This window comes from Rhodococcus sp. NPDC059968 (assembly GCF_042738615.1).
Lineage (GTDB): Bacteria > Actinomycetota > Actinomycetes > Mycobacteriales > Mycobacteriaceae > Rhodococcus_F.
The window spans coordinates 39,820-59,349 of the sequence record NZ_JBHWUE010000047.1 but is presented as its reverse complement, the minus strand read 5'-3'; the positions used below and the strand labels follow the sequence as shown (position 1 = coordinate 59,349).

General features: G+C 66.1%; 18 protein-coding genes. 4 read left to right on the top strand and 14 right to left on the bottom strand.

All coding sequences use genetic code 11. The annotated features are described in order from the left end of the window. Nucleotides 1–5: 5 nt before the first annotated feature. The 12 genes from ACFWAY_RS31125 to ACFWAY_RS31070 all read right to left on the bottom strand — a co-directional run bounded on the left by ACFWAY_RS31125 (nt 6) and on the right by ACFWAY_RS31070 (nt 11,895). On the bottom strand, nt 6–1,445 hold the full coding sequence (locus tag ACFWAY_RS31125; protein WP_378513244.1) for a short-chain fatty acid transporter: 1,440 nt from the start codon (nt 1,443–1,445) through the stop codon (nt 6–8). 33 nt (nt 1,446–1,478) lie between these two features. Further along, nucleotides 1,479–2,012 (bottom strand): carboxymuconolactone decarboxylase family protein, encoded by a 534-nt coding sequence (locus ACFWAY_RS31120; RefSeq protein ID WP_378451868.1) that lies wholly within the window; start codon nt 2,010–2,012, stop codon nt 1,479–1,481. Then, nucleotides 2,009–2,845 (bottom strand): SDR family NAD(P)-dependent oxidoreductase, encoded by an 837-nt coding sequence (locus tag ACFWAY_RS31115; protein ID WP_378451869.1) that lies wholly within the window; start codon nt 2,843–2,845, stop codon nt 2,009–2,011. Before ACFWAY_RS31115 ends, ACFWAY_RS31120 begins: the two co-directional genes overlap by 4 nt. Nucleotides 2,846–2,944: 99 nt before the next feature. Then, on the bottom strand, nt 2,945–3,643 hold the full coding sequence (locus ACFWAY_RS31110) for a GntR family transcriptional regulator (protein WP_378451870.1): 699 nt from the start codon (nt 3,641–3,643) through the stop codon (nt 2,945–2,947). Beyond that, complete coding sequence (urtE, locus tag ACFWAY_RS31105) at nt 3,643–4,356, bottom strand: urea ABC transporter ATP-binding subunit UrtE (protein ID WP_378451871.1); 714 nt, start codon at nt 4,354–4,356, stop codon at nt 3,643–3,645. Before urtE ends, ACFWAY_RS31110 begins: the two co-directional genes overlap by 1 nt. Further along, on the bottom strand, nt 4,343–5,188 hold the full coding sequence (gene urtD, locus ACFWAY_RS31100; RefSeq protein ID WP_378451872.1) for an urea ABC transporter ATP-binding protein UrtD: 846 nt from the start codon (nt 5,186–5,188) through the stop codon (nt 4,343–4,345). The genes urtE and urtD overlap by 14 nt, the downstream gene beginning before the upstream one ends. Next, a complete protein-coding gene (urtC, locus tag ACFWAY_RS31095) occupies nt 5,185–6,303 on the bottom strand; it encodes an urea ABC transporter permease subunit UrtC (RefSeq protein ID WP_378513243.1) in 1,119 nt (372 codons plus the stop codon). The genes urtD and urtC overlap by 4 nt, the downstream gene beginning before the upstream one ends. After that, nucleotides 6,300–7,184: an urea ABC transporter permease subunit UrtB gene (gene urtB / locus ACFWAY_RS31090; RefSeq protein ID WP_378513242.1), complete on the bottom strand. Its 885-nt coding sequence runs from the start codon at nt 7,182–7,184 to the stop codon at nt 6,300–6,302. Before urtB ends, urtC begins: the two co-directional genes overlap by 4 nt. Nucleotides 7,185–7,228: 44 nt before the next feature. Continuing rightward, on the bottom strand, nt 7,229–8,482 hold the full coding sequence (gene urtA / locus ACFWAY_RS31085; RefSeq protein WP_378451874.1) for an urea ABC transporter substrate-binding protein: 1,254 nt from the start codon (nt 8,480–8,482) through the stop codon (nt 7,229–7,231). A gap of 262 nt (nt 8,483–8,744) precedes the next feature. Next, on the bottom strand, nt 8,745–10,157 hold the full coding sequence (ramB, locus tag ACFWAY_RS31080; RefSeq protein ID WP_378451875.1) for an acetate metabolism transcriptional regulator RamB: 1,413 nt from the start codon (nt 10,155–10,157) through the stop codon (nt 8,745–8,747). Between the two features lie 139 nt (nt 10,158–10,296). Beyond that, the gene (fmdA, locus tag ACFWAY_RS31075) at nt 10,297–11,556 is read right to left on the bottom strand and encodes a formamidase (protein ID WP_378513241.1); all 1,260 of its coding nucleotides are present in this window, start codon (nt 11,554–11,556) and stop codon (nt 10,297–10,299) included. Between the two features lie 21 nt (nt 11,557–11,577). After that, entirely contained in the window at nt 11,578–11,895 is a 318-nt protein-coding gene (locus ACFWAY_RS31070) for a zinc ribbon domain-containing protein (protein ID WP_378513240.1), read from the bottom strand. A 372-nt stretch (nt 11,896–12,267) separates the two neighbouring features. On the opposite strand from ACFWAY_RS31070, the gene aceA reads away from it, so the two are divergent. The 4 genes from aceA to ACFWAY_RS31050 all read left to right on the top strand — a co-directional run bounded on the left by aceA (nt 12,268) and on the right by ACFWAY_RS31050 (nt 18,113). Then, nucleotides 12,268–13,557, top strand: coding sequence for an isocitrate lyase (aceA, locus tag ACFWAY_RS31065; RefSeq protein WP_378451878.1), 1,290 nt, complete (start codon nt 12,268–12,270; stop codon nt 13,555–13,557). Between the two features lie 118 nt (nt 13,558–13,675). Continuing rightward, a complete protein-coding gene (locus tag ACFWAY_RS31060) occupies nt 13,676–14,572 on the top strand; it encodes a 3-hydroxybutyryl-CoA dehydrogenase (RefSeq protein ID WP_378451879.1) in 897 nt (298 codons plus the stop codon). Between the two features lie 123 nt (nt 14,573–14,695). Beyond that, nucleotides 14,696–16,990 (top strand): 5-methyltetrahydropteroyltriglutamate--homocysteine S-methyltransferase, encoded by a 2,295-nt coding sequence (gene metE, locus ACFWAY_RS31055; protein WP_378513239.1) that lies wholly within the window; start codon nt 14,696–14,698, stop codon nt 16,988–16,990. A gap of 82 nt (nt 16,991–17,072) precedes the next feature. After that, nucleotides 17,073–18,113, top strand: coding sequence for an NAD(P)-dependent alcohol dehydrogenase (locus ACFWAY_RS31050; protein ID WP_378451881.1), 1,041 nt, complete (start codon nt 17,073–17,075; stop codon nt 18,111–18,113). 3 nt (nt 18,114–18,116) lie between these two features. On the opposite strand, the gene ACFWAY_RS31045 is transcribed toward ACFWAY_RS31050, so the two are convergent. After that, the gene (locus tag ACFWAY_RS31045; protein ID WP_378451882.1) at nt 18,117–18,914 is read right to left on the bottom strand and encodes an RNA polymerase sigma factor SigF; all 798 of its coding nucleotides are present in this window, start codon (nt 18,912–18,914) and stop codon (nt 18,117–18,119) included. After that, complete coding sequence (locus ACFWAY_RS31040) at nt 18,911–19,345, bottom strand: ATP-binding protein (RefSeq protein WP_378451883.1); 435 nt, start codon at nt 19,343–19,345, stop codon at nt 18,911–18,913. The genes ACFWAY_RS31045 and ACFWAY_RS31040 overlap by 4 nt, the downstream gene beginning before the upstream one ends. Nucleotides 19,346–19,530 lie beyond the last annotated feature (185 nt).

The following is a 19,530-nucleotide window of genomic DNA, read 5'->3' as shown; positions in this document are numbered from 1 at the left end:
CGGGCTCACGGCGTCGAGGGCTGCACCGGGGGTACGAACTCGAACGTCGTTCCGAGCAGCCACACCAGGAGCAGGACCACCGGCAGGTGGAACATGAACTGCAGGAACGTGAATCCCACCAGGTCGCGCGCCTTGAGCCCCAGCACCGCGAGGAGGGGCAGCATGAAGAACGGGTTGATCAGGTTCGGCAGGGCCTCGGCGACGTTGTACACCTGGACCGTCCAGCCCAGGTTCATCCCGACATCGGTGGCCGCCTGCATCACGTAGGGCGCCTCGACCAGCCATTTTCCGCCTCCGGACGGTACGAAGAGACCCAGCACGACCGTGTAGAGGGCGATGACGACGGTGAAGCCTCCGCCGCTGCCGATGTTCGTGAAGAACTCGGCCAGGTGCTCGGAGATGGTGAGGCCGTTTCTGCCCTCGGCCTTCGTGAGGATCGCGGCCATCGCGGCGTACAGCGGGAACTGGACCAGGATGCCGGCCGTGGCCGGGACGGCCAGCGCGACGGCTTGCAGGAATTTGCGCGGCGTCCCGTGCAGCACCAAACCCAGCATGAGGAAGACCAGCAGGTACGCGTTCAGGCTGCTGACGACGGTGAGCAGGGGTTTGGTCATCAGCTGGGAGATGAGCCATCCCAACGTCATCAGTCCGGCCAGCGCCGGCAGGATCCGGCTGTATTCGAGCCACTCTCCCGGTCGCGATCGGGGTGGCACCTTCTTGGGCCGGTCGTCGAGGTCGACGTCCAAGTCCTGGGCGGTGGTGACGGCCGCGCCCCTCGGCGCGGAGAAGTGGGCGATCACCACGGTCAGGGCGATGATGATCACGCACATCAGCAGCGACTGCCACGTGAAGATCGTGGTCCCGAAGTCGAGGACGCCGGTGATCTCCAGCAGCGCCGGCGGCAGGGACGCGGCGGTGGCCTGGAGTTGCGCGGCGGACGAGGACATGCCGAGCGCCCACACGGCGCCCAGACCCATGAAGGCCGCCGCGCCGAGTGCACGGTAATCGACTCTCAGGTCGGATCGGCGTGCGATCGCCCGGGCGAGCAGCCCGCCGAACACCAGACTGAGCCCCCAGTTCAGGAAGGAGACCGACATGGACAGGAATGCGACGAAACTGACTGCGGTGCGCCCCGTGTGAGGCACCATGGCCAGACGATCGATCAGCCGGGCGACCGGCGGGGACGTGGCGACGACGTACCCGGTCAGCACCACCATGGCCATCTGCAGGGTGAATGCCGTCAGATCCCAGAAACCGTTACCGAACGCGTCCACGACCGTCTGCGGAGACGAACCGTTGGCCAACGCGGCCACCGCGACGACGAAGACGCCGACGAGGGCGAAGACGTAGGCGTCCGGAAACCATTTCTCCGTCCAGCCGGCCAGCGACTGCGCGACCCGCGCCAGTCCCTTCTCGGAACGGACTTCTTCGGTGGCGGATGTCATGCGGCCGTTCCTCTTCTCTACGCGATGCGGAGCCTACGAATAGTCGCGTTCGATCCTCAGAGTCCCGATGGTGGTGGCCAGGGCGTCGTACTGGGTGACCAGAAAGCAGAATTCGATCATCCGGCGGTCGTCGAAGTGGGTGCCCAGCGCCGACCACGCGGCGTCGTCCAGGTTGTCGGTGGCGACGAGTTGGTCGACGGCGGTGAGGATGGCGCGGCGGCGTGCGTCCCAGCCCTCGGCACCGGGACCTTCCAGCACCTGTTCGAGGAGCGCCGGGGTGACGCCTGCCCGGCGTCCGAGGCGCACGTGGTGGTCCATCTCGTAGCCGCACTTCCGCAGGTGTGCCACCCGAAGGATGATCAGTTCGGTCTCGTACCGCGAGATCTGCCCGCCCGGCATCAGCTTTCCGGAGTACTGCAGCCACGCACGGAAGAGGCCCCTCGTGCGGCCCACCGTGCTGAACAGATGTGCGTCCGGCACGCCGGCGACGCGGGAGATGATGCACCACAGCACCCAGTTGACGGGGCCGAGTTCCTTCAGACGTCCGGGTGGAATGCGTGCGGTCACGCCGCCCCCTCTCCTTCTACTCGTCCCCTGGTGGGAACGGCTGCGTGCGCGCGTAGTTCGATCGAACGGGTCATCTCCGTGGCCCGAAGTGCGAGCATACGCACAGAATCCGACCCGGGTACCCGGGACGGCGCGTATATCCGATTCTTCCGCCCCGCGATTCCCCGTTCGAGTGCGTCGACCGCCACCGTGATCGACGAGGTCCGGGCCAGTGCGCTGCCGCGGGGTGGGGGAAGCGCGACGCCGTCGAAATCGATCAGGGTCCGGTCCGTGTCGATCTCGCCGAGCCGGGCGATACCCACCCGGGTCCCCTGCGGTTTCATCTCTTCCCGCAGAGCCTCGCCGAGTTCCTCGGCACCGCCTCGCGTGGCGCCGTGCACACCACGCAGGGGGCTGAAGGTCGTCGACGACGCCACGACGAGCGCGTACCCGTTGCGATGCCCGATGTACGGTCCCGCGGCCCGCAGCGTGTGGTACGTCCCCATCACGTTCACCTCGATGGCATACCGCATCACTTCCGGATCACCCTCGACGATGTGCGCCGGGGGCGTCACGCCCGCGTTGGCGACGACGACGTCGAGTCCGCCGAGCCGGCCGGCGAGGTAGTCGAACGAGTCCTCGACGGCTCGCCGGTCGCGGATGTCGCAGCGACGCCACGGCGCCCGGCCGCAGGTGGTGGCGGTCTGTTCGAGGAGTTCGGGTTCGAGGCCGAGCAGCCCGACGCGGGCGCCCCGCTCGTGAAGTCGTCTGGCGAGCCCGGCGCCGATACCCCGGGCTGCGCCGGTGATCAGGACGCGGCGTCCGACCAGATTCTCTTCGAGAGTGCGTGACATGAAGCGAGTTCCCAACCTGTGTTACCGAGCGGTAGCAAGACGCTAGCACCCGCTCGGTTCGTTGGTGGGAAAAATGTCCAACCGAGTTGGACAACTGTCTCAATCCCGGATCGCCCAGGCCATGCGGGCAAGGGAAAGTGCCTGTTCAGCACGCTCGATGACCACTTCACGCGACTCGCTGATGTGCGCGAACAGCGTGTCGTACGCGGTATCCAGCTTCCCGTCGAGGGCGAACTCGGCCACCGAGATGTGCTCGTCGATGGTCGCGCTCATGCGGTCGGGGGTGAGGTAGTCGAACATCCGGACCGGCCGCACCTTCGCGTTCACGCTGACGAGCGCATCGGACAGCGCCCGATTGCCGGCCGACCGAAGCAGGACGGTGTGGAACTGCTCGTCGAGCGCCACGAACCCGGCGTCCGGCTCGGGGTTCTCTTTCCGCAACGCGTACCACCGGTCGAGCTCGGGCCCCAGGACGTCCGGGTCGTGTGACAGCGACTCGTCGGCGCGGACCCGGGCGATTCCCTGGAGCTCGAGCGTGATGCGCAGTTCGTACAGTCCGGCCAGCTCGTCGATGCGGGGGCGGTACGGAAACAACCCGCCCACGTCGCGCTGGACGAGTCCGTCGGCGAGGAGCCGGGCCAAGGCCTCGCGCACCGGCGTCCGCGACACCCCGTAGGTGTCGGCGAGACGCTCCTCACCGAGACGCTGTCCCGGTGGGATCCGGCCGCTCATCAGGTCGGTGCGCAGCGACAGATACACGTGATCGCTGAGGGAGCCGGCCGGTTCTCGGCGTGCCATCAGATGGCCATCGCCGCGCGGACGTCGGAGACCGCGGTACGGACGTCGGAATCGGGTGCGGCGCCACCGGCGCCGGAGGACGTGACCCGCCCCGACTCGAGGACGTAATAGCTCTCGGCGGATTCGAGTGCGAACCCGATGTGCTGTTCCACCAACAGGACTCCGAGACCGCCGCGGCGGGTGAGATCCACGATGGTGCGCTCGATCTCCGCGACGACGGACGGCTGAATGCCCTCCGTCGGTTCGTCGAGGATCAGCATCTTCGGTTCCGTGATCAGGGCCCGCGCGATGGCGAGTTGCTGACGCTGCCCGCCGGAGAGGAGACCGGCACGCCGGTCGAGCAGGTCGCGCAGCGCCGGAAACAGATCCAGCACCTCGCCGACGAGTTCCTTTCCGCGCTTGCGGCCGTCGGCCACCACCTGAAGATTCTCCGCGGTGGTCAACTGACCGAACGACTGCTGGCCCTGCGGCACGTAGGCGAGGCCGCGCGCCACCCGGGCGCTGGGCCGCAGCGCCGTGACGTCCTCGCCGTCGAACAGCACCCGGCCCGAGCCGGCCTTGATCAGTCCGACCGCGGCCCGGAGAAGTGTGGTCTTGCCCGCGCCGTTGTGTCCCATCACCGCGGCCACACCGTCCGACGGGACCGTCAGCGAGACTCCGTGGATCACTTCGGTTCGGCCGTATCCGGCCCGGATGTCGTCAAGCTCGAGCATCGCTGTCCTCCTTCGAAACCTCGGGCTGCAACTCGGGGGCGGCACCGGCCGCTGCGGTCCCGAGGTACACCTCCTGCACACGTGGATCGGCCTGCACCTGCTCCACGGTTCCCTCGCTCAGCACCTTCCCCGCGTGCAGCACGGTCACCGACGTCGCGAACGCGCGCATGAAATCCATGTCGTGCTCGACCACCACGACGGTCCGCTCACCGCCGATGCGGCGCAACAGGTTTCCCGTCTCGTCGCGTTCCTCGTGGCTCATGCCGGCCACCGGTTCGTCGAGCAGCAGGACGGAGCAGTTCTGCACCAGCAGCATCCCGATCTCCAGCCACTGCTTCTGCCCGTGCGCGAGGATTCCCGCGGGGGTGTCGCGGAGCTTGCCGAGACCGGTGACGTCGAGTGCCTCCTCGATGGCCGGGAGCACCGTCTTGCGTCGGCGCAGCAGGGTGACTGCAGAGCGGCCCGCGCCCGCCGCGATGTCGAGGTTCTGGAGCACCGTCAACTCCTCGAACACGCTCGCGGTCTGGAACGTGCGGCCCACGCCGAGCCGGGCGATGCGGTGCACCTTCTTGCCGATCAACTCGACACCGGATTTCGTGACCGATCCCGTCGCGGGGACGAGCCCGGTGATGGCATCGACGAGTGTGGTCTTGCCGGCGCCGTTGGGGCCGATGAGGAACCGCAGGTCGCCCTGCATCAGGGTGAGGTCGACGCCGTCGACCGCCTTGAAGCCGTCGAAGCTGACCCGAAGGTCCCGGACCTCGAGGTACTCGCTGGACATGCCGGCGTTGCCGCCGAGCACGGGTTCCTTGGCCGTGGCGGGAATCGTCATCGGGCCATCTCCATTCGTTCCGTCGGCTCGGTTTCGTCTTCCGGTCCCGGCGGGGCAGGTTCGTCGGAGGAGGCCTTCTTCTTCCGCTTCAGCAGCGCGAACAGCCCCGCGACACCGGCCGGGAAGAAGCCGACGACCACGATGAACAACAGGCCCTGCGCGTACGTCCAGCCGGACGGAAACGACTCCGAGAACGCGCTCTGCGCCCACGCCACCCCGATCGCGCCGAGGACGGGACCGAGGAGTGTGGAGCGTCCGCCGATGGCCACCCCGATCAGGAACGCGATCGACGGGACGATCCCGACGTCGGCGGGGGAGATGATGCCGACGATCGGCACGAACAGGGCGCCCGCGAGGCCCGCGAAGAACGCGGCCGTCACGTAGGCGACGAGTTTGATGTTCGCCGGGTCGTACCCGAGGAAGCGCACGCGCTCCTCCTGGTCCCGGACGGCGACGAGCAGTTCGCCGTACCGGCTGTTCCTCAGCTGCCGGGTGATGGCGACGACGGCCAGCAGCACACCCGCGGCGATGAAGAACAGCATCTGCTTGTTGGCCGGATCGTTCAGGTTGAACCCGAAGAACGTGCGGAACCGGTTGAGGCCGTTGCTTCCTCCGGTGCTCTGCTGACCCACCAGCAGGATGGCGAACGCGGCGGCGAGCGCCTGGCTGAGGATCGCGAAGTAGGCGCCCTTGACGCGGCGCTTGAACACGCCGAGCCCGAGGACGAACGCCACCAGCGCCGGGATCAGCAGGATTCCCAGGATCGTCACGATCGGCGAGGTGAACGGCACCCAGTAGCCCGGCAGTTCGCGGATGCCCGCGATCTGCATGAAGTCGGGCACGGTGTCGCCGCGGAGTTCGGCGTCGGCGATCTTCAGGTGCATCGCCATCATGTAGGCGCCCAGCCCGAAGAAGACACCCTGGCCGAGAGTGAGCATGCCGCCGCGGCCCCAAGCCAGGCCGATACCGACCGCGACGATCGCGAAGCACAGGAACTTGCCGAGCAGACTCAGCCGGAAATCGCTGAGAACCGCGGGGGCGGCGACGAACAGAAGCAGTGCGGCCAGTGCGAATCCCGCCCACGCGCGGTAGCGGCCACTCGTCAGGATGCTCATACGAGACTCCTCGTCTTGACGGCGAACAGGCCCTGCGGCCGAACCTGGAGGAACACCACGATGACCACGAAAACGATGACCTTGGCGATCGACGCCGTGGTCGAGTACTCCACGAACGAATTGAGGATGCCGAGCGCGAACGCGGCGATCACCGCGCCCTTCATCTGACCCAGGCCGCCGACCACGACCACCAGGAACGCGTCGATGAGGTAGCTCTGCCCGATGGTCGGGCTCGTCGACCCGATCAGGGTGAGCGCCACACCCGCGACACCCGCCAGACCGGAACCGATAAAGAACGTCGTCACATCGGTTCGGCGACTGGAGATCCCGCTCGTCTCCGCGAGGTCGCGGTTCTGCACGACGGCGCGGATGCGGCGTCCCATCGGGGACTTCTGCATCGCCAGCGACAGCGCGACGACGGCCACGACGGCCAGCACCAGGATGAACAGGCGCGTCTTCGGCACCACCGCGCCCAGAATCTCCACACCACCGGAGAGCCACTCCGGTGCGGCGACGTTGACGGCGGGCGCACCGAAGACGTCCCGCGCCAGCTGCTGCAGGATCAGTCCCACCCCGAACGTCACCAGCAGCGTGTCCAGCGGCCGGTGATACATCCGCTTCACGAGGGTGACCTCGAGGAGGACGCCCATCGCGCCACCGACCACGAAGCCGACGAGCAGAGAGATGAACAGAGAACCGGTGGCGCTCGACACCACCTGCTGCACCACAAATGCCGTGTACGAGCCGGCCATGATGAACTCGCCGTGGGCCATGTTGATGACGCCCATCTGGCCGAACGTCAACGACAGCCCCAGCGCCGCGAGCAACAGGATCGATCCGATACTCAACCCGGTGAACAGCTGTCCGATCACTACATCCATCGATGTATGTCCTCTCTCTTCCCTCGTGCTCGTCGGACCGTGCTCTAGCTACCCAGCGACTCGGCCCACGGGTAGGACTTCAGGTACGGGTCCGGCTGAATCGGGGTGCCCGAATCCCAGACCGTGTAGATCAGACCGTCGTTCCGGATCTCACCGATGCGCGCGGTCTTGGTGATGTGGTGGTTGGACCCGTCGATGGTGACCAGTCCTTCCGGCGCGGCGAACGTGACACCGTCCGCGTTGTCCTGGATGTCTTTGGTGGCGAAGGAGTCAGCCTTCTCGACGGTGTTCTTCCACAGGTACACGGACGTGTAGGCGGCCTCCATCGGGTCGGACGTCGGCTTGTTCGCGCCGTACCGGGCCTTGTACGCGTCGACGAACGTCTTGTTCTCCGGCGTGTCGATGGTCTGGTAGTAGTTCCAGGCGGTGAGCTGGCCCTCGATGTTCTGGACGCCGATACCGCCGACCTCCTCCTCGGCGATCGACACCGACACGACGGGCATGTCGGCGGGCTTCAGCCCGACGTTCGCGTACTCGCGGAAGAACGCGACGTTGGAGTCGCCGTTGAGCGTGTTGAAGACGGCGTCCGCGTCGGCGGAGCGGACCTTGTTGACGATGGTCGAGAAGTCGGTGGAACCGAGCGGGGTGTAGTCCTCACCCTTGATCTCGATGCCGTTGGCCTCCGCGTACGCCTTGATGATGCGGTTGGCGGTCTGCGGGAACACGTAGTCGCTGCCCACCAGGTACAGCGACTTGACGCCCTTTTCCTTCAGGTAGTCGAGGGCGGGCACGATCTGCTGGTTGGTGGTAGCGCCGGTGTAGAAGATGTTCTTCGAATCCTCGAGCCCTTCGTACTGCACGGGGTAGTAGAGCAGCGAGTTGTTGTCCTCGAACACCGGCAGCATCGCCTTGCGGCTCGACGACGTCCATCCGCCGAACACCGCTGCGACGCAGTCACTGCTGATCAGCTTCTCCGCCTTCTCGGCGAACACGGTGGGCTCCGAGGCGCCGTCCTCCGCGACGATCTGGATCTTCTTGCCGAGCACGCCGCCCGAGTTGTTGATCTCGTCGACCGCGAGTGCGATCGAATCCCGGACGGTCACCTCGCTGATGGCCATCGTGCCGGACAGCGAGTTCAGCGACCCGACCTTGATCGTGTCCCCGGAGGTGTCCACACAGGACGCCGCGGTGGACTCGCCGGCAGTGTCGGACGCCTTGCTGCCACAACCGGTCAGCACGAGCCCGATGGCGGCGAGCGCGGTCGGTGCAGCGAGGGCGCGCTTGGAGAAGGTGCGCATGTACGGGCCTTTCCGTCGGAGGACTTGGGGACCTCCGCAACCCGGGACATGTATCCGCCCCACGTATACAGAGGTGTATTCGTGGGGCGAACATTAAGTGGCGGTTGTTGCGTCTGAATGTCTGTCGGTGACGTGTTCGTGACGCGAATTACGGTTGCGTGAACAAGCGCTCACAGTGCTGACGGGCTGGCGGGATGCCGGTGCCTTTGCGGCCAATGTCACACCGGTTCAGTCGGATTGAACCGATGCGGCATCGGGCGCGTCAGCGGATCAGGTACGGGGAGACCGAACTCTGGTGCTCGCTGATGTCGAGTTGCTTGCCGAGCGGCGGGAAGGCGCGCTGAGGGCAGTTGACGCGCTCGCACACCCGGCAACCGGCGCCGATGGGGGTGCCCGGGTTGGAATCGTCGAGGTCGAGACCGTCGCCGTAGACGAGGCGGTGGGCGTGCCGGATCTCGCAGCCGAGCCCGATCGCGAAGATCTTGGCCGGCTGACCGTAGCGCTGGGCGCGACGTTCGACGGTCCGGGCGATCCACAGGTACCGGCGGCCGTCCGGCATCTGCGCGATCTGGTTCATGATCTTGCCGGGGTACGCGAACGTCTCGTACACGTTCCACAGCGGGCACGTGCCGCCGCTGGTGGAGAAGTGGAACCCGGTCGCGGACTGCCGCTTCGACATGTTCCCGGCCCGATCGACGCGGACGAACATGAACGGGACACCGCGCAGCTTCGGACGCTGCAGCGTCGAGAGGCGGTGGCAGATCGTCTCGTAGCTCACCGAGTAGAACGCGGACAGCCGCTCGATGTCGTATCGGAAGTCCTCGGCCACGTCGTGGAACTGGCCGTAGGGGAGGACCGTGGCCGCGGCGAAGTAGTTGGCCAGCCCGAGCCGGGCGAGCGCAACGGACTCGTCGCTGGTGAAGCCGCCCTCCGCCACCAGCTTGTCGAGCAGGTCGCCGTATTCGAGGTACGCCAGTTCGGTCGCGAACTTGAACACCTGCTGGCCGCCCGACAGGTGCGGCGAGATCTCCAGCAGCCGGGACTCGGGGTCGTACCGGTGCAGGACGTTCTCGCCGAGGTCGATGCGCTTGACGATCTGCACGTCGTGCACGGTCTGCAACCTGCGGGCGATCTCACCGCCGACGTCGCCGCGGTGGAACCGCATGCGCGCGGTCAGTTCCTCCGCCGCCGTGTCGAGTTCGTGCAGATAGTTTTGCCGCTGATAGAAGTAGTCGCGGACCTCCTCGTGCGGCATCGTGATCGAGCCGCTGCCGCTGCCGTCGCTGTAGCGGTCCTCCGTGGCGAGAGCCAGCTGCGCGGTGGTGTTGCGGAAGCGGCGGTGCATGTTGACCATCGCCTTCGCCAGACCCGGATGCGACGCCACCATCTCGGCGATCTCCTGGGCGTCAGCGTCGATGCCCATCTCCTGGTCCAAAGCCACCTCGCGCATCTCCGCGATCAGGCGGGTGTCGTCCTGGGACGAGAAGAACGTGGTGTCGACGCCGAACACCTCGCTGATCCGCAGCAGCACCGGCACCGTCAGCGGCCGGACGTCGTGCTCGATCTGATTGAGGTAGCTGGCGGAGATCTCCAGCGTCTTCGCCAGCGCCGCCTGGCTCAGTCCACGCTCGGTTCGGAGCTGACGCAACCGGGTGCCGACGAAGGTCTTGGACATACGGCAATGGTACCGGTGCAGGTCAGATGTGCGAACGGAACCTTCGCAAGATTTACTGGCGCGGGTCGGGATGCGGTGCCGCGGGGCGAATGTACCTCTCGGCGCAGTGGAGGCGCTGAAAGGTACATTCGCCCCGCGCTCAGGCCTTGTTCTCCGAGCGCGGCGCGCCGATGCCCGGGTCGATCTGGAACGGACCCGACGCGGACGGTGCGACGGGGAAGTCGAACATCGCCGTCGGCAGGTACACCGTCGAGCAGGAGTTCGGGATGTCCACCACCCCCGACAGCCTGCCCTCGATCGGTGCGGCGCCGAGGAGGAGGTAGGCCTGCTCGGGGCTGTACCCGAACTTGGTGAGGTAGTCGATCGCGTGGAGACACGCCCGCTGATACGACAGGTGCGAGTCGAGATACTTCTGTTCCCCATCGAGGGTGACGGACGTTCCGGAGAACGCGAGCCACTCCGAGTACTGCGGGTCCGTGTTGCCGGGCATGAAGATCGCGTTCTCGGACACGCCGTACGTATCCATGCCGCCCTTGATGATGTCGACGCGCAGGTCGATGAAGCCGCCCATCTCGATGGCCCCGCAGAACGTGATCTCTCCGTCGCCCTGGGAGAAGTGCAGATCGCCGACGGACAGGTTCGCGCCGTCGACGAACACGGGGTAGAAGATGCGGCTGCCCTTGGTGAGGTTCTTGATGTCCTGGTTGCCGCCGTTCTCGCGTGGGGGCGCGGTGCGGGCGGCCTCGCCGGCGACGCGGTCGAAGTCGGCGCCCGACAGAGACCCGAGGACGGCGTCCTGCGGTTCGGGTGGCAGGGCGAGTGGGGGAACCCGGCCGGGGTCGGTGGCGATGAGCGCGCCCTCCCTCGAGTTCCACGTCGACAGGAGAGCCGCCGACGGCGCGGTGCCCATCAGCCCGGGGTGGACGATGCCGGTGAACGAGACGTGCGGGACGTGCCGCGACGTGGCGGTCTGCCCGGAGAAGTCCCAGACGGCCTTGTAGGCGTCGGGGAACTGCTCGGTGAGGAATCCGCCGCCGTTGTGGCGGGAGAAGATCCCCGTGTACCCCCATCCCTGGCCGGCCAGGCGGCCGGAATCCTCCTGGGGGATGGGTCCGACGTCCAGGATGTCGACGATCAGCAGGTCGCCGGGCTTTGCGCCGTCCACGGCGAACGGTCCGGAGAGTGTGTGGACCGTGGTGAGGGGTGCGTTCAGGATGTCGTCGGCGGAGTCGTCGTCGTGGATGGCGCCGTCGAACCATTCGCGGCAGTGCACGCGGAAGGAGTCGCCCGGTTTCACCGTCACCGCGGCCGGGATGTCGGGGTGCCAGCGGTTGTGGCCGACGATCGCCTGATCGGTGAACTTCTTCGAGGAATCGAGCGGAAACAGCAGTTCGGGCATGTGCGCTCCTTCGGTGGCCGGTCAGGGACGAGGAAGTCGGCGGTGCAGGGGATTGCTCGTGAAGGGTGAACGCCCGGCCGTGGTCCGGGGTGGCGGACCGGTCACGACGTCCGGTTCGTGAGCCGACCTCTCGGTGCTGTCGAGGAGGTTCATCGCGGACGACGACCCGTGGCCGAGGCGCGGGGAGGACACGAGCCGGGCGGCGTCGCGGTCGCACCGGGGGCAGCGGGTGGTGCCGGGTACGTAGGCCATGGGGAACGACCGCTCGAACGGGCCGCAGTCGGCGGCGCATCGGAATTCGTACAGCGGCATCGTGGTGCCCTTCGCCGGAGGAGCCATTCGAGGTCACGGTAACCGACCAGATTGGTGATTGCAGTCACAACGGGCGCGTCGAGGGGTGTGCTGCACCGGGAAGGCGAGAGTCGCAGGGGCGGAAATATCTGTGTACGGCGAGTTGCGTGCATTTGGTTCACCACCTGCGACTTTTTGCTACTGGCGAGTATTTTTCCCCTCCGATCGGGCAGGTGTGGCGCCGACCTTTCTTAACAGTCTTTGCAAGGCGCTGTGAAAAGCTAGCCAAGATTGGCAGTAGCAACAGGTAGACGGCACTTTTTGCTTGTGTCATTCTCGGTAAGTACATACGAAGGGCCTGGCAAGGATGTGAAGCAGTACATCCGTACCGGACCAGAGATCGAAGAGAGTGGAGTCTTGATGTCGACCACCGGCACCCCGAAGACCGCAGCTGAAATCCAGCAGGATTGGGACACCAACCCGCGCTGGAAGGGAGTAACCCGCAACTACACGGCGGAGCAGGTCACCAAGCTCCAGGGCACCGTTGTCGAAGAGCAGACCCTCGCACGCCGTGGTTCCGAGATCCTCTGGGACCTCGTGAACAACGAGGACTACATCAACTCGCTGGGCGCGCTGACCGGCAACCAGGCCGTTCAGCAGGTCCGTGCAGGCCTCAAGGCCATCTACCTGTCCGGCTGGCAGGTCGCCGGTGACGCGAACCTGTCCGGACACACCTACCCCGACCAGAGCCTCTACCCGGCCAACTCGGTCCCGCAGGTCGTGCGCCGCATCAACAATGCGCTGCTGCGCGCCGACGAGATCGCCAAGGTCGAGGGCGACACCTCCGTCGACAACTGGCTCGCCCCGATCGTCGCCGACGGCGAAGCAGGCTTCGGTGGCGCGCTCAACGTCTACGAGCTGCAGAAGGCCATGATCGCGGCCGGCGTCGCCGGTTCGCACTGGGAAGACCAGCTCGCTTCGGAGAAGAAGTGCGGCCACCTCGGTGGCAAGGTCCTCATCCCCACGCAGCAGCACATCCGCACCCTGACCTCGGCTCGCCTCGCGGCCGACGTCGCGGACGTTCCCACCGTGGTCATCGCCCGCACCGATGCCGAGGCCGCGACCCTCATCACGTCCGACGTCGACGAGCGCGACCAGCAGTTCCTGGACGGAACCCGTACCGCCGAGGGCTTCTTCGGTGTCAAGAACGGCATCGAGCCCTGCATCGCTCGCGCCAAGGCGTACGCGCCGTACGCCGACCTCATCTGGATGGAGACCGGCGTGCCGGACCTCGAGGTCGCCAAGAAGTTCGCCGAGTCCGTTCGCAGCGAGTTCCCGGACCAGCTGCTCGCCTACAACTGCTCGCCGTCCTTCAACTGGAAGGCGCACCTGGACGACTCGACCATCGCGAAGTTCCAGAAGGAGCTCGGCGCGATGGGCTTCAAGTTCCAGTTCATCACCCTCGCCGGCTTCCACTCGCTCAACTACGGCATGTTCGACCTGGCCCACGGCTACGCCCGCGAGGGCATGACCGCCTTCGTCGACCTGCAGGAGCGCGAGTTCAAGGCTGCCGAGGAGCGTGGCTTCACCGCCATCAAGCACCAGCGTGAGGTCGGTGCCGGCTACTTCGACCGCATCGCCACCACGGTCGACCCCAACACCTCGACGGCTGCTCTGAAGGGCTCCACCGAAGAGGGTCAGTTCCACTGAGCCTTGTCCTCCAAGGCTTCGACCGATCAAGGTTTCACCTGATCAACCCGACCCCGGGGAGGGGCCTGTAAGAGGGCCCCTCCTCGGGCGACGACTCCACTAGACGAAAGGAGCTGACGTGACCAGCGAAAAGATTCAGCGCGTCGGCGTGATCGGCGCCGGGATCATGGGTGCCGGAATCGCTGAGGTGTGTGCTCGCGCGCACGTCGACGTTCTGGTGTTCGAGCAGACCCGCGAGCTTGCGGCGGCGGGGCGTTCGCGCATCCTGCGTTCGCTCGACCGCGGAGTGAGCAGCGGCAAGATCACCGAGCGTGAACGTGAGCAGGCTGCCTGGCGGCTGCGGTTCACCTCCGATCTCGGTGATTTCGCGGACCGGCAGCTCGTCGTGGAGGCCGTCGTCGAGGACGAGAAGGTGAAAAGCGAAATCTTCACCGAGCTCGACGAGGTCGTGACGGATCCGAACGCGGTGCTGGCGTCCAACACGTCGTCGATCCCGATCATGAAGCTGGGCATCGCCACGAAGTCCCCGGACCGGGTCATCGGGATGCACTTCTTCAACCCCGTTCCGGTGCTTCCCCTCGTCGAGCTGGTGACCACGCTCAAGACGAGCAAGTCGGTGTCCGAGCGGGCCGAGGCCTTCGCGAGCGACGTGCTGGGCAAGCAGGTCGTCCGTTCCGCGGACCGTTCCGGGTTCGTCGTCAACGCCCTCCTGGTGCCGTACCTGCTCTCCGCGATCCGCATGGTGGAGTCCGGGTTCGCGACGAAGGAAGACATCGACAAGGCAACGGTTCTCGGTCTCGCACACCCGATGGGTCCGCTCGCGCTGACCGACCTGGTGGGCCTGGACACGGTCAAGTCCATCGCCGACTCCATGTACGAGGAGTTCAAGGAGCCCCTGTACTCGGCGCCGCCACTGCTGCTTCGCATGGTCGAGGCCGGGTTGGTCGGCAAGAAGTCCGGCGCGGGCTTCTACGAGTACGGCGACAACGGCCGTGCCAGCAAGAAGGCCAGCTAGTAGGTAGGTAGGCGACTACACCTGTGCGCCTTTCACGACCACTGGCGGTTGTGAGAGGCGCACAGGTGCATCGAGCCCAGAGGCATTCTCAGCCACTGGACTGAGCCCAGAAAGGTCGACCGCATGTCCAGCACCGCAGCATACGGATCCAGCATCCTGGGGTATCCCCGCATCGGACCTCGCCGCGAACTCAAGCGTGCCCTCGAGTCCTACTGGCACGGCACGAGCACGAAGGAAGAACTCGTCGCCGTCGCCCGGGACCTCCAGGAGGAGACGTGGAGTGAGCTCGCCGCGACCGGTCTGACCCAGGTCCCGGGCAACACGTTCTCCTACTACGACCACGTACTCGACAACGCGCTGCTGTTCGGTGCCGTGCCGGAGCGGTTCAAGCCACTCGAGAACGAGCTCGATCCGCTGGACTTCTATTTCACCCTGGCGCGTGGCCGGCCGGACTTCCCGCCGCTCGAGCTGGTGCGGTTCTTCGGCACCAACTACCACTACCGTCAGCCCGAACTGGACGAAAATTCCGAGTTCTCCCTGCGGTCCGAGACCGTGATGGATGAGTTCGAGCGGGCGAAGGCGCGCGGGATCGAACTGCGTCCCGTGGTCCTCGGCCCGGTGTCACTGCTCCTGCTGTCGAAGGTCGGTCCGACGTCGAAGCGGTACGGTTTCTCGACCCTCGACCTGCTGGACAAGGTGCTGCCGGAGTACGAGCGGCTGTTCGAGCAGCTCGCGAAGGCCGGCGCCACGTGCGTCCAGCTGGACGAGCCGTCGTTCACCGAGGACCGCACACCGGAAGAACTGGCCGCGTTGGCTCGGGCGTACGAGAAGCTGTCGCACGCACCGCTGCGTCCCCGCATCCTCGTCACCGGTCCGTACGGGCATCTCGGGGAGGCTCTCGCCGTCCTCGCCTCCACCAAGGTGGAGGCCCTCGGGCTCGACCTCGTCAGTCACCGGCTGAGCGCCGACGAGCTGATGAAGATCCCGGGCATCAAGCGCAAGCGCATCTACGCCGGTGTCGTCGACGGCCGCAACGTGTGGCGCGTCGACCGGTACAACACGCTGACGTATCTGAACACGCTGAAGGACGTCGTGCCGGATCTCGTGGTGTCGACGTCGACGTCGTTGCTGCACGTGCCGTACGACGTGCTGTCCGAGTACGACATCCCGGGTGATGTGGCGGACCGGCTCGCGTTCGCGAAGCAGAAGGTCGGCGAGGTGGTCTCGCTGGCCAAGGCGCTCACCGAGGGTCCGTCCGACAAGTGGCGCAAGCGTCCCACGTCGGTGCACTTCAAGCTCAAGCATGCGGTGCGCGCACGGGTCAACGCGATCAAGCCGGGCGACCGTATCCGGGTTCCGTACGAGGAGCGGCGGGTCGCCCAGCAGGAGCGACTGAACCTGCCGCTGGTTCCGGCGACGACGCTGGGCTCGTTCCCGCAGACGGGCGCGATCCGGCAGGCCCGGTACGAGCTGGGTGAGGGACGCCTCGAGTGGAAGGAGTATTACAAGCGGATCCAGGCCGAGATCGAAAGCACGATCCGGTTGCAGGAAGACATCGGTCTCGACGTCTTCGTGCACGGTGAGCACGAGCGCAACGACATGGTGCAGTACTTCGCGGAGCTTCTCGAGGGGTATGCCTTCACCCACAACGGCTGGGTGCAGGCTTACGGCTCGCGGTGTACACGTCCGCCGATCCTCTACGGGGACGTGTCGCGGCCGAAGCCGATGACCGTCGAGTGGATCGCGTACGCGCAGTCGCTGACGGACAAGCCGGTCAAGGGAATGCTCACGGGTCCGGTGACAATGATCGCGCGGTCGTTCGTCCGCCAGGATCAGCCGCTGTACGAGACGGCCGACCAGTTGGCGCTGGTGATCCGTGACGAGATCGCCGACCTCGAGGCGGCGGGTATCGCGATCATCCAGGTCGACGAACCGGCGATCCGGGAACTGCTGCCGTTGCGCGAGAACGGCCGCGAGGCGTATCTGGAGTGGGCGGTCGACACCTTCCGTCTCGCGACGGGCGGGGCGAAGCCGGAGACGCAGATCCACACGCATCTCACGTACACGAGCCGGGCGTCGGTGGTCGACGCCATCGAACGGCTCGATGCGGACGTGACGGCGATCGTGGCGACGCGCTCCATCACGTGGGTGCTCGATGCCATCAAGGAGCGCGCGCTCACCCACGGTGTCGGTCCGGGTGTGTACGAGAGCCGGTCGGCCCGGATTCCGGACATCGACGAGTTGGACGAACTGCTCACGGAGGCGAGCGAGTCGGTCTCCCTCGAACGGTTGTGGGCCAACCCGGACGGTGGCCTGAAGACACGGCACTACTGGCAGCTCGAGCCTTCGCTGCGCAACATGGTGGCGGCCGCGAAGCGTCTGCGCCGACGGGCCGAGAAGGAAGAATTCGAGGACTGAATCCTCGGGCGTGTTCGGGGTCACCGCGTCAGCGGCGGCCCCGAACGTGCGTTCGGTCGTGCAAACATGTAGGCATGTAAGCATGGTTACCGCAGCCGCATACGCAGTCACGTCCAGCGAAGGCTCCTTCGAGAAGACCACTATCGAACGCCGCGAGCTCGGACCGCTCGACGTGCTCATCGAGATCAAGTTCGCCGGCATCTGCCACTCCGACATTCATACCGCCCGCAACGAGTGGGGCAGCACGCACTATCCGGTCGTGCCCGGCCACGAGATCGCGGGCGTGGTGAGCGCGGTCGGCTCCGGCGTCACGAATCACCAGGTCGGCGACCGGGTGGGTGTCGGCTGCTTCGTCGACTCCTGCGGCGAATGCGACGCCTGCCGGGCCGACGAGGAGCAGTACTGCGTCAACCGTGTGACCGGCACGTACAACGCCCAGGGGCGCGACGGCGAGTGGACGCAGGGCGGCTACTCGACGCACATCGTCGTGACGGAACGATTCGTCCTGTCCATCCCCGACGGCCTGGAACTGGACGTCGCGGCGCCGCTGCTCTGCGCAGGGATCACGCTGTACTCACCTCTCGCACACTGGGGAGCCGGACCGGGCAAGAAGGTCGCCGTCATCGGGATGGGCGGCCTCGGACACGTCGGCGTGAAGATCGCGCATGCGATGGGAGCCGAGGTCACCGTGCTCAGCCAGTCCCTCGGCAAGAAGGACGACGGCCTGAAATTCGGTGCCGACCACTACTACGCCACCTCGGATCCGACCACGTTCACGCAGTTGCGCAGAGAATTCGACCTCATCGTCAACACTGTCTCGGTGAATCTCGACATCGACGCGTACATGTCGATGCTCGCGATCAACGGAACCTTGGTCGAACTGGGGTTGCCGGAGAAGCCGATCGAGGTGCGCGCGTTCAGTCTCGCAGCCAACCGTCGCAGCCTGGCCGGTTCGATGGTAGGTGGCATCGCTCAGACGCAGGAGATGCTGCATTTCTGCGCCGAGCACGGTATCGGTGCCGAGATCGAGGTGATTTCCGCGGACGAGATCGACGGCGCGTACGACCGCGTGGTCGGGAGCGACGTGCGGTACCGATTCGTGATCGACACGGCAACGATCTGACCCCTACGCGTCACCGAGTTGATCTCGCAGTGACGCCAGTGTCTTCGCCAGCAGCCGGGACACGTGCATCTGCGAGATACCGACTCGGTCGGCGATCTGGGTCTGTGTCATGTTGCCGAAGAACCGCAGCATGAGGACGGTCCGCTCGCGTTCAGGGAGCGATTGGAGCAGGGGGCGCAGGGTTTCGTGGTTCTCGACGTCGTCCATCGCGGCGTCGTAGTCGCCGAGTGTCTCCACCATGGACAGCTCGCCGGTCCGGTCCGACGACGTGTTGTCGACGGAAACGGTCTGGTACGCGTTGCCGGCGAGGAGCCCCTGCGCCACCTCCTCCTGTTCGAGGTCCAGGTGTTCGGCGAGTTCGCTGACGGTGGGGGCGTGGCCGAGGCTCTGGGACAGTTCGGCGACGGCCTGGCTGAGCGCAAGGTGCAGTTCCTTCATCCGGCGGGGTACCCGCACGGCCCACCCGGTGTCGCGGAAGTGCCGGCGTACCTCGCCCATGATGGTGGGGACGGCGAACGACACGAAGTCGGATCCCCGCTCGACGTCGAACCGGTCGACCGAGTTGACCAGCCCGAGGCGCGCGACTTGAACCAGATCGTCGTGCGCCTCGCCACGGCCGTCGAAACGGCGTGCGATGTGCTCGGCGAGTGGAAGACAGCGCGTCACGACGGCGTCGCGCACTCTGCTGCGCCGGGGATCGTCCTCGTCGAGGGCTGCCATCTGTTCGAACAGTGCTGTGACGTCCTGATACTCGTCCGGCCAACGGGCCGTGTGCCCCCCACTGTGAGTATGGGACGTCACAGACTCAGGCCGTTCTTCACCTTGGTGAATTCCATGGTGGTCACGAATCCCGCGGTGGCGGGGTCGGGCTCCTGTTTCAGATCGACCGAATCGGTGAGAGCGTTGAGTACGTGCCAGGCGAACGAACGCTCGCCGAGGGAGTCGACCGAGGTGGTAGTGCTCGATACGTCGACTCGCAGGGTGTTGTCGAGATATTGCAGCCGGCACACCAGGACCGCGTCCGGTGTCGCGCGGACGATCAGCTGGGTACAGATCTCGTCCATGGCCAGTTTGATGTCGGCGATGGAGTCGAGGTCGAAATCTTCGTGGATGGCAACGGTTGCTGCCAGGGCGCGCAGTACGGAGAGCTGATCGGGCGTTGCTCGCACGCGCAGTTCGACGACGGGATGTGTGTGATCCTGGTCGGGTTCGATTGTCTTGGCGATGGCCATGAGACCTCCGGGTCGGGCGTACCGTGCTGTCGGCGGGCGGTGGGTCGGCTCGCGCTGCTGAGAAGTCAGGGTAGCGATCCGGCGACACCGCAGGTGGAATACCGCAGAACAGGACCGATCAAACCAGTCCGATCAGTACGTTTGCCCGAGTAATGTGGGCGGCACGATCAGCGTTCCTGAGGCCC

Bases quoted from the DNA above. Each gene is read 5' to 3' on its own strand.
- ACFWAY_RS31125 (WP_378513244.1), bottom strand. From the start codon at position 1,445: ATGACATCCGCCACCGAAGAAGTCCGTTCCGAGAAGGGACTGGCGCGG.
- ACFWAY_RS31115 (WP_378451869.1), bottom strand. From the start codon at position 2,845: ATGTCACGCACTCTCGAAGAGAATCTGGTCGGACGCCGCGTCCTGATC.
- ACFWAY_RS31110 (WP_378451870.1), bottom strand. From the start codon at position 3,643: ATGGCACGCCGAGAACCGGCCGGCTCCCTCAGCGATCACGTGTATCTG.
- urtE (WP_378451871.1), bottom strand. From the start codon at position 4,356: ATGCTCGAGCTTGACGACATCCGGGCCGGATACGGCCGAACCGAAGTG.
- urtD (WP_378451872.1), bottom strand. From the start codon at position 5,188: ATGACGATTCCCGCCACGGCCAAGGAACCCGTGCTCGGCGGCAACGCC.
- urtC (WP_378513243.1), bottom strand. From the start codon at position 6,303: ATGAGCATCCTGACGAGTGGCCGCTACCGCGCGTGGGCGGGATTCGCA.
- urtB (WP_378513242.1), bottom strand. From the start codon at position 7,184: ATGGATGTAGTGATCGGACAGCTGTTCACCGGGTTGAGTATCGGATCG.
- urtA (WP_378451874.1), bottom strand. From the start codon at position 8,482: ATGCGCACCTTCTCCAAGCGCGCCCTCGCTGCACCGACCGCGCTCGCC.
- ramB (WP_378451875.1), bottom strand. From the start codon at position 10,157: ATGTCCAAGACCTTCGTCGGCACCCGGTTGCGTCAGCTCCGAACCGAG.
- fmdA (WP_378513241.1), bottom strand. From the start codon at position 11,556: ATGCCCGAACTGCTGTTTCCGCTCGATTCCTCGAAGAAGTTCACCGAT.
- ACFWAY_RS31070 (WP_378513240.1), bottom strand. From the start codon at position 11,895: ATGGCTCCTCCGGCGAAGGGCACCACGATGCCGCTGTACGAATTCCGA.
- aceA (WP_378451878.1), top strand. From the start codon at position 12,268: ATGTCGACCACCGGCACCCCGAAGACCGCAGCTGAAATCCAGCAGGAT.
- metE (WP_378513239.1), top strand. From the start codon at position 14,696: ATGTCCAGCACCGCAGCATACGGATCCAGCATCCTGGGGTATCCCCGC.
- ACFWAY_RS31050 (WP_378451881.1), top strand. From the start codon at position 17,073: ATGGTTACCGCAGCCGCATACGCAGTCACGTCCAGCGAAGGCTCCTTC.
- ACFWAY_RS31040 (WP_378451883.1), bottom strand. From the start codon at position 19,345: ATGGCCATCGCCAAGACAATCGAACCCGACCAGGATCACACACATCCC.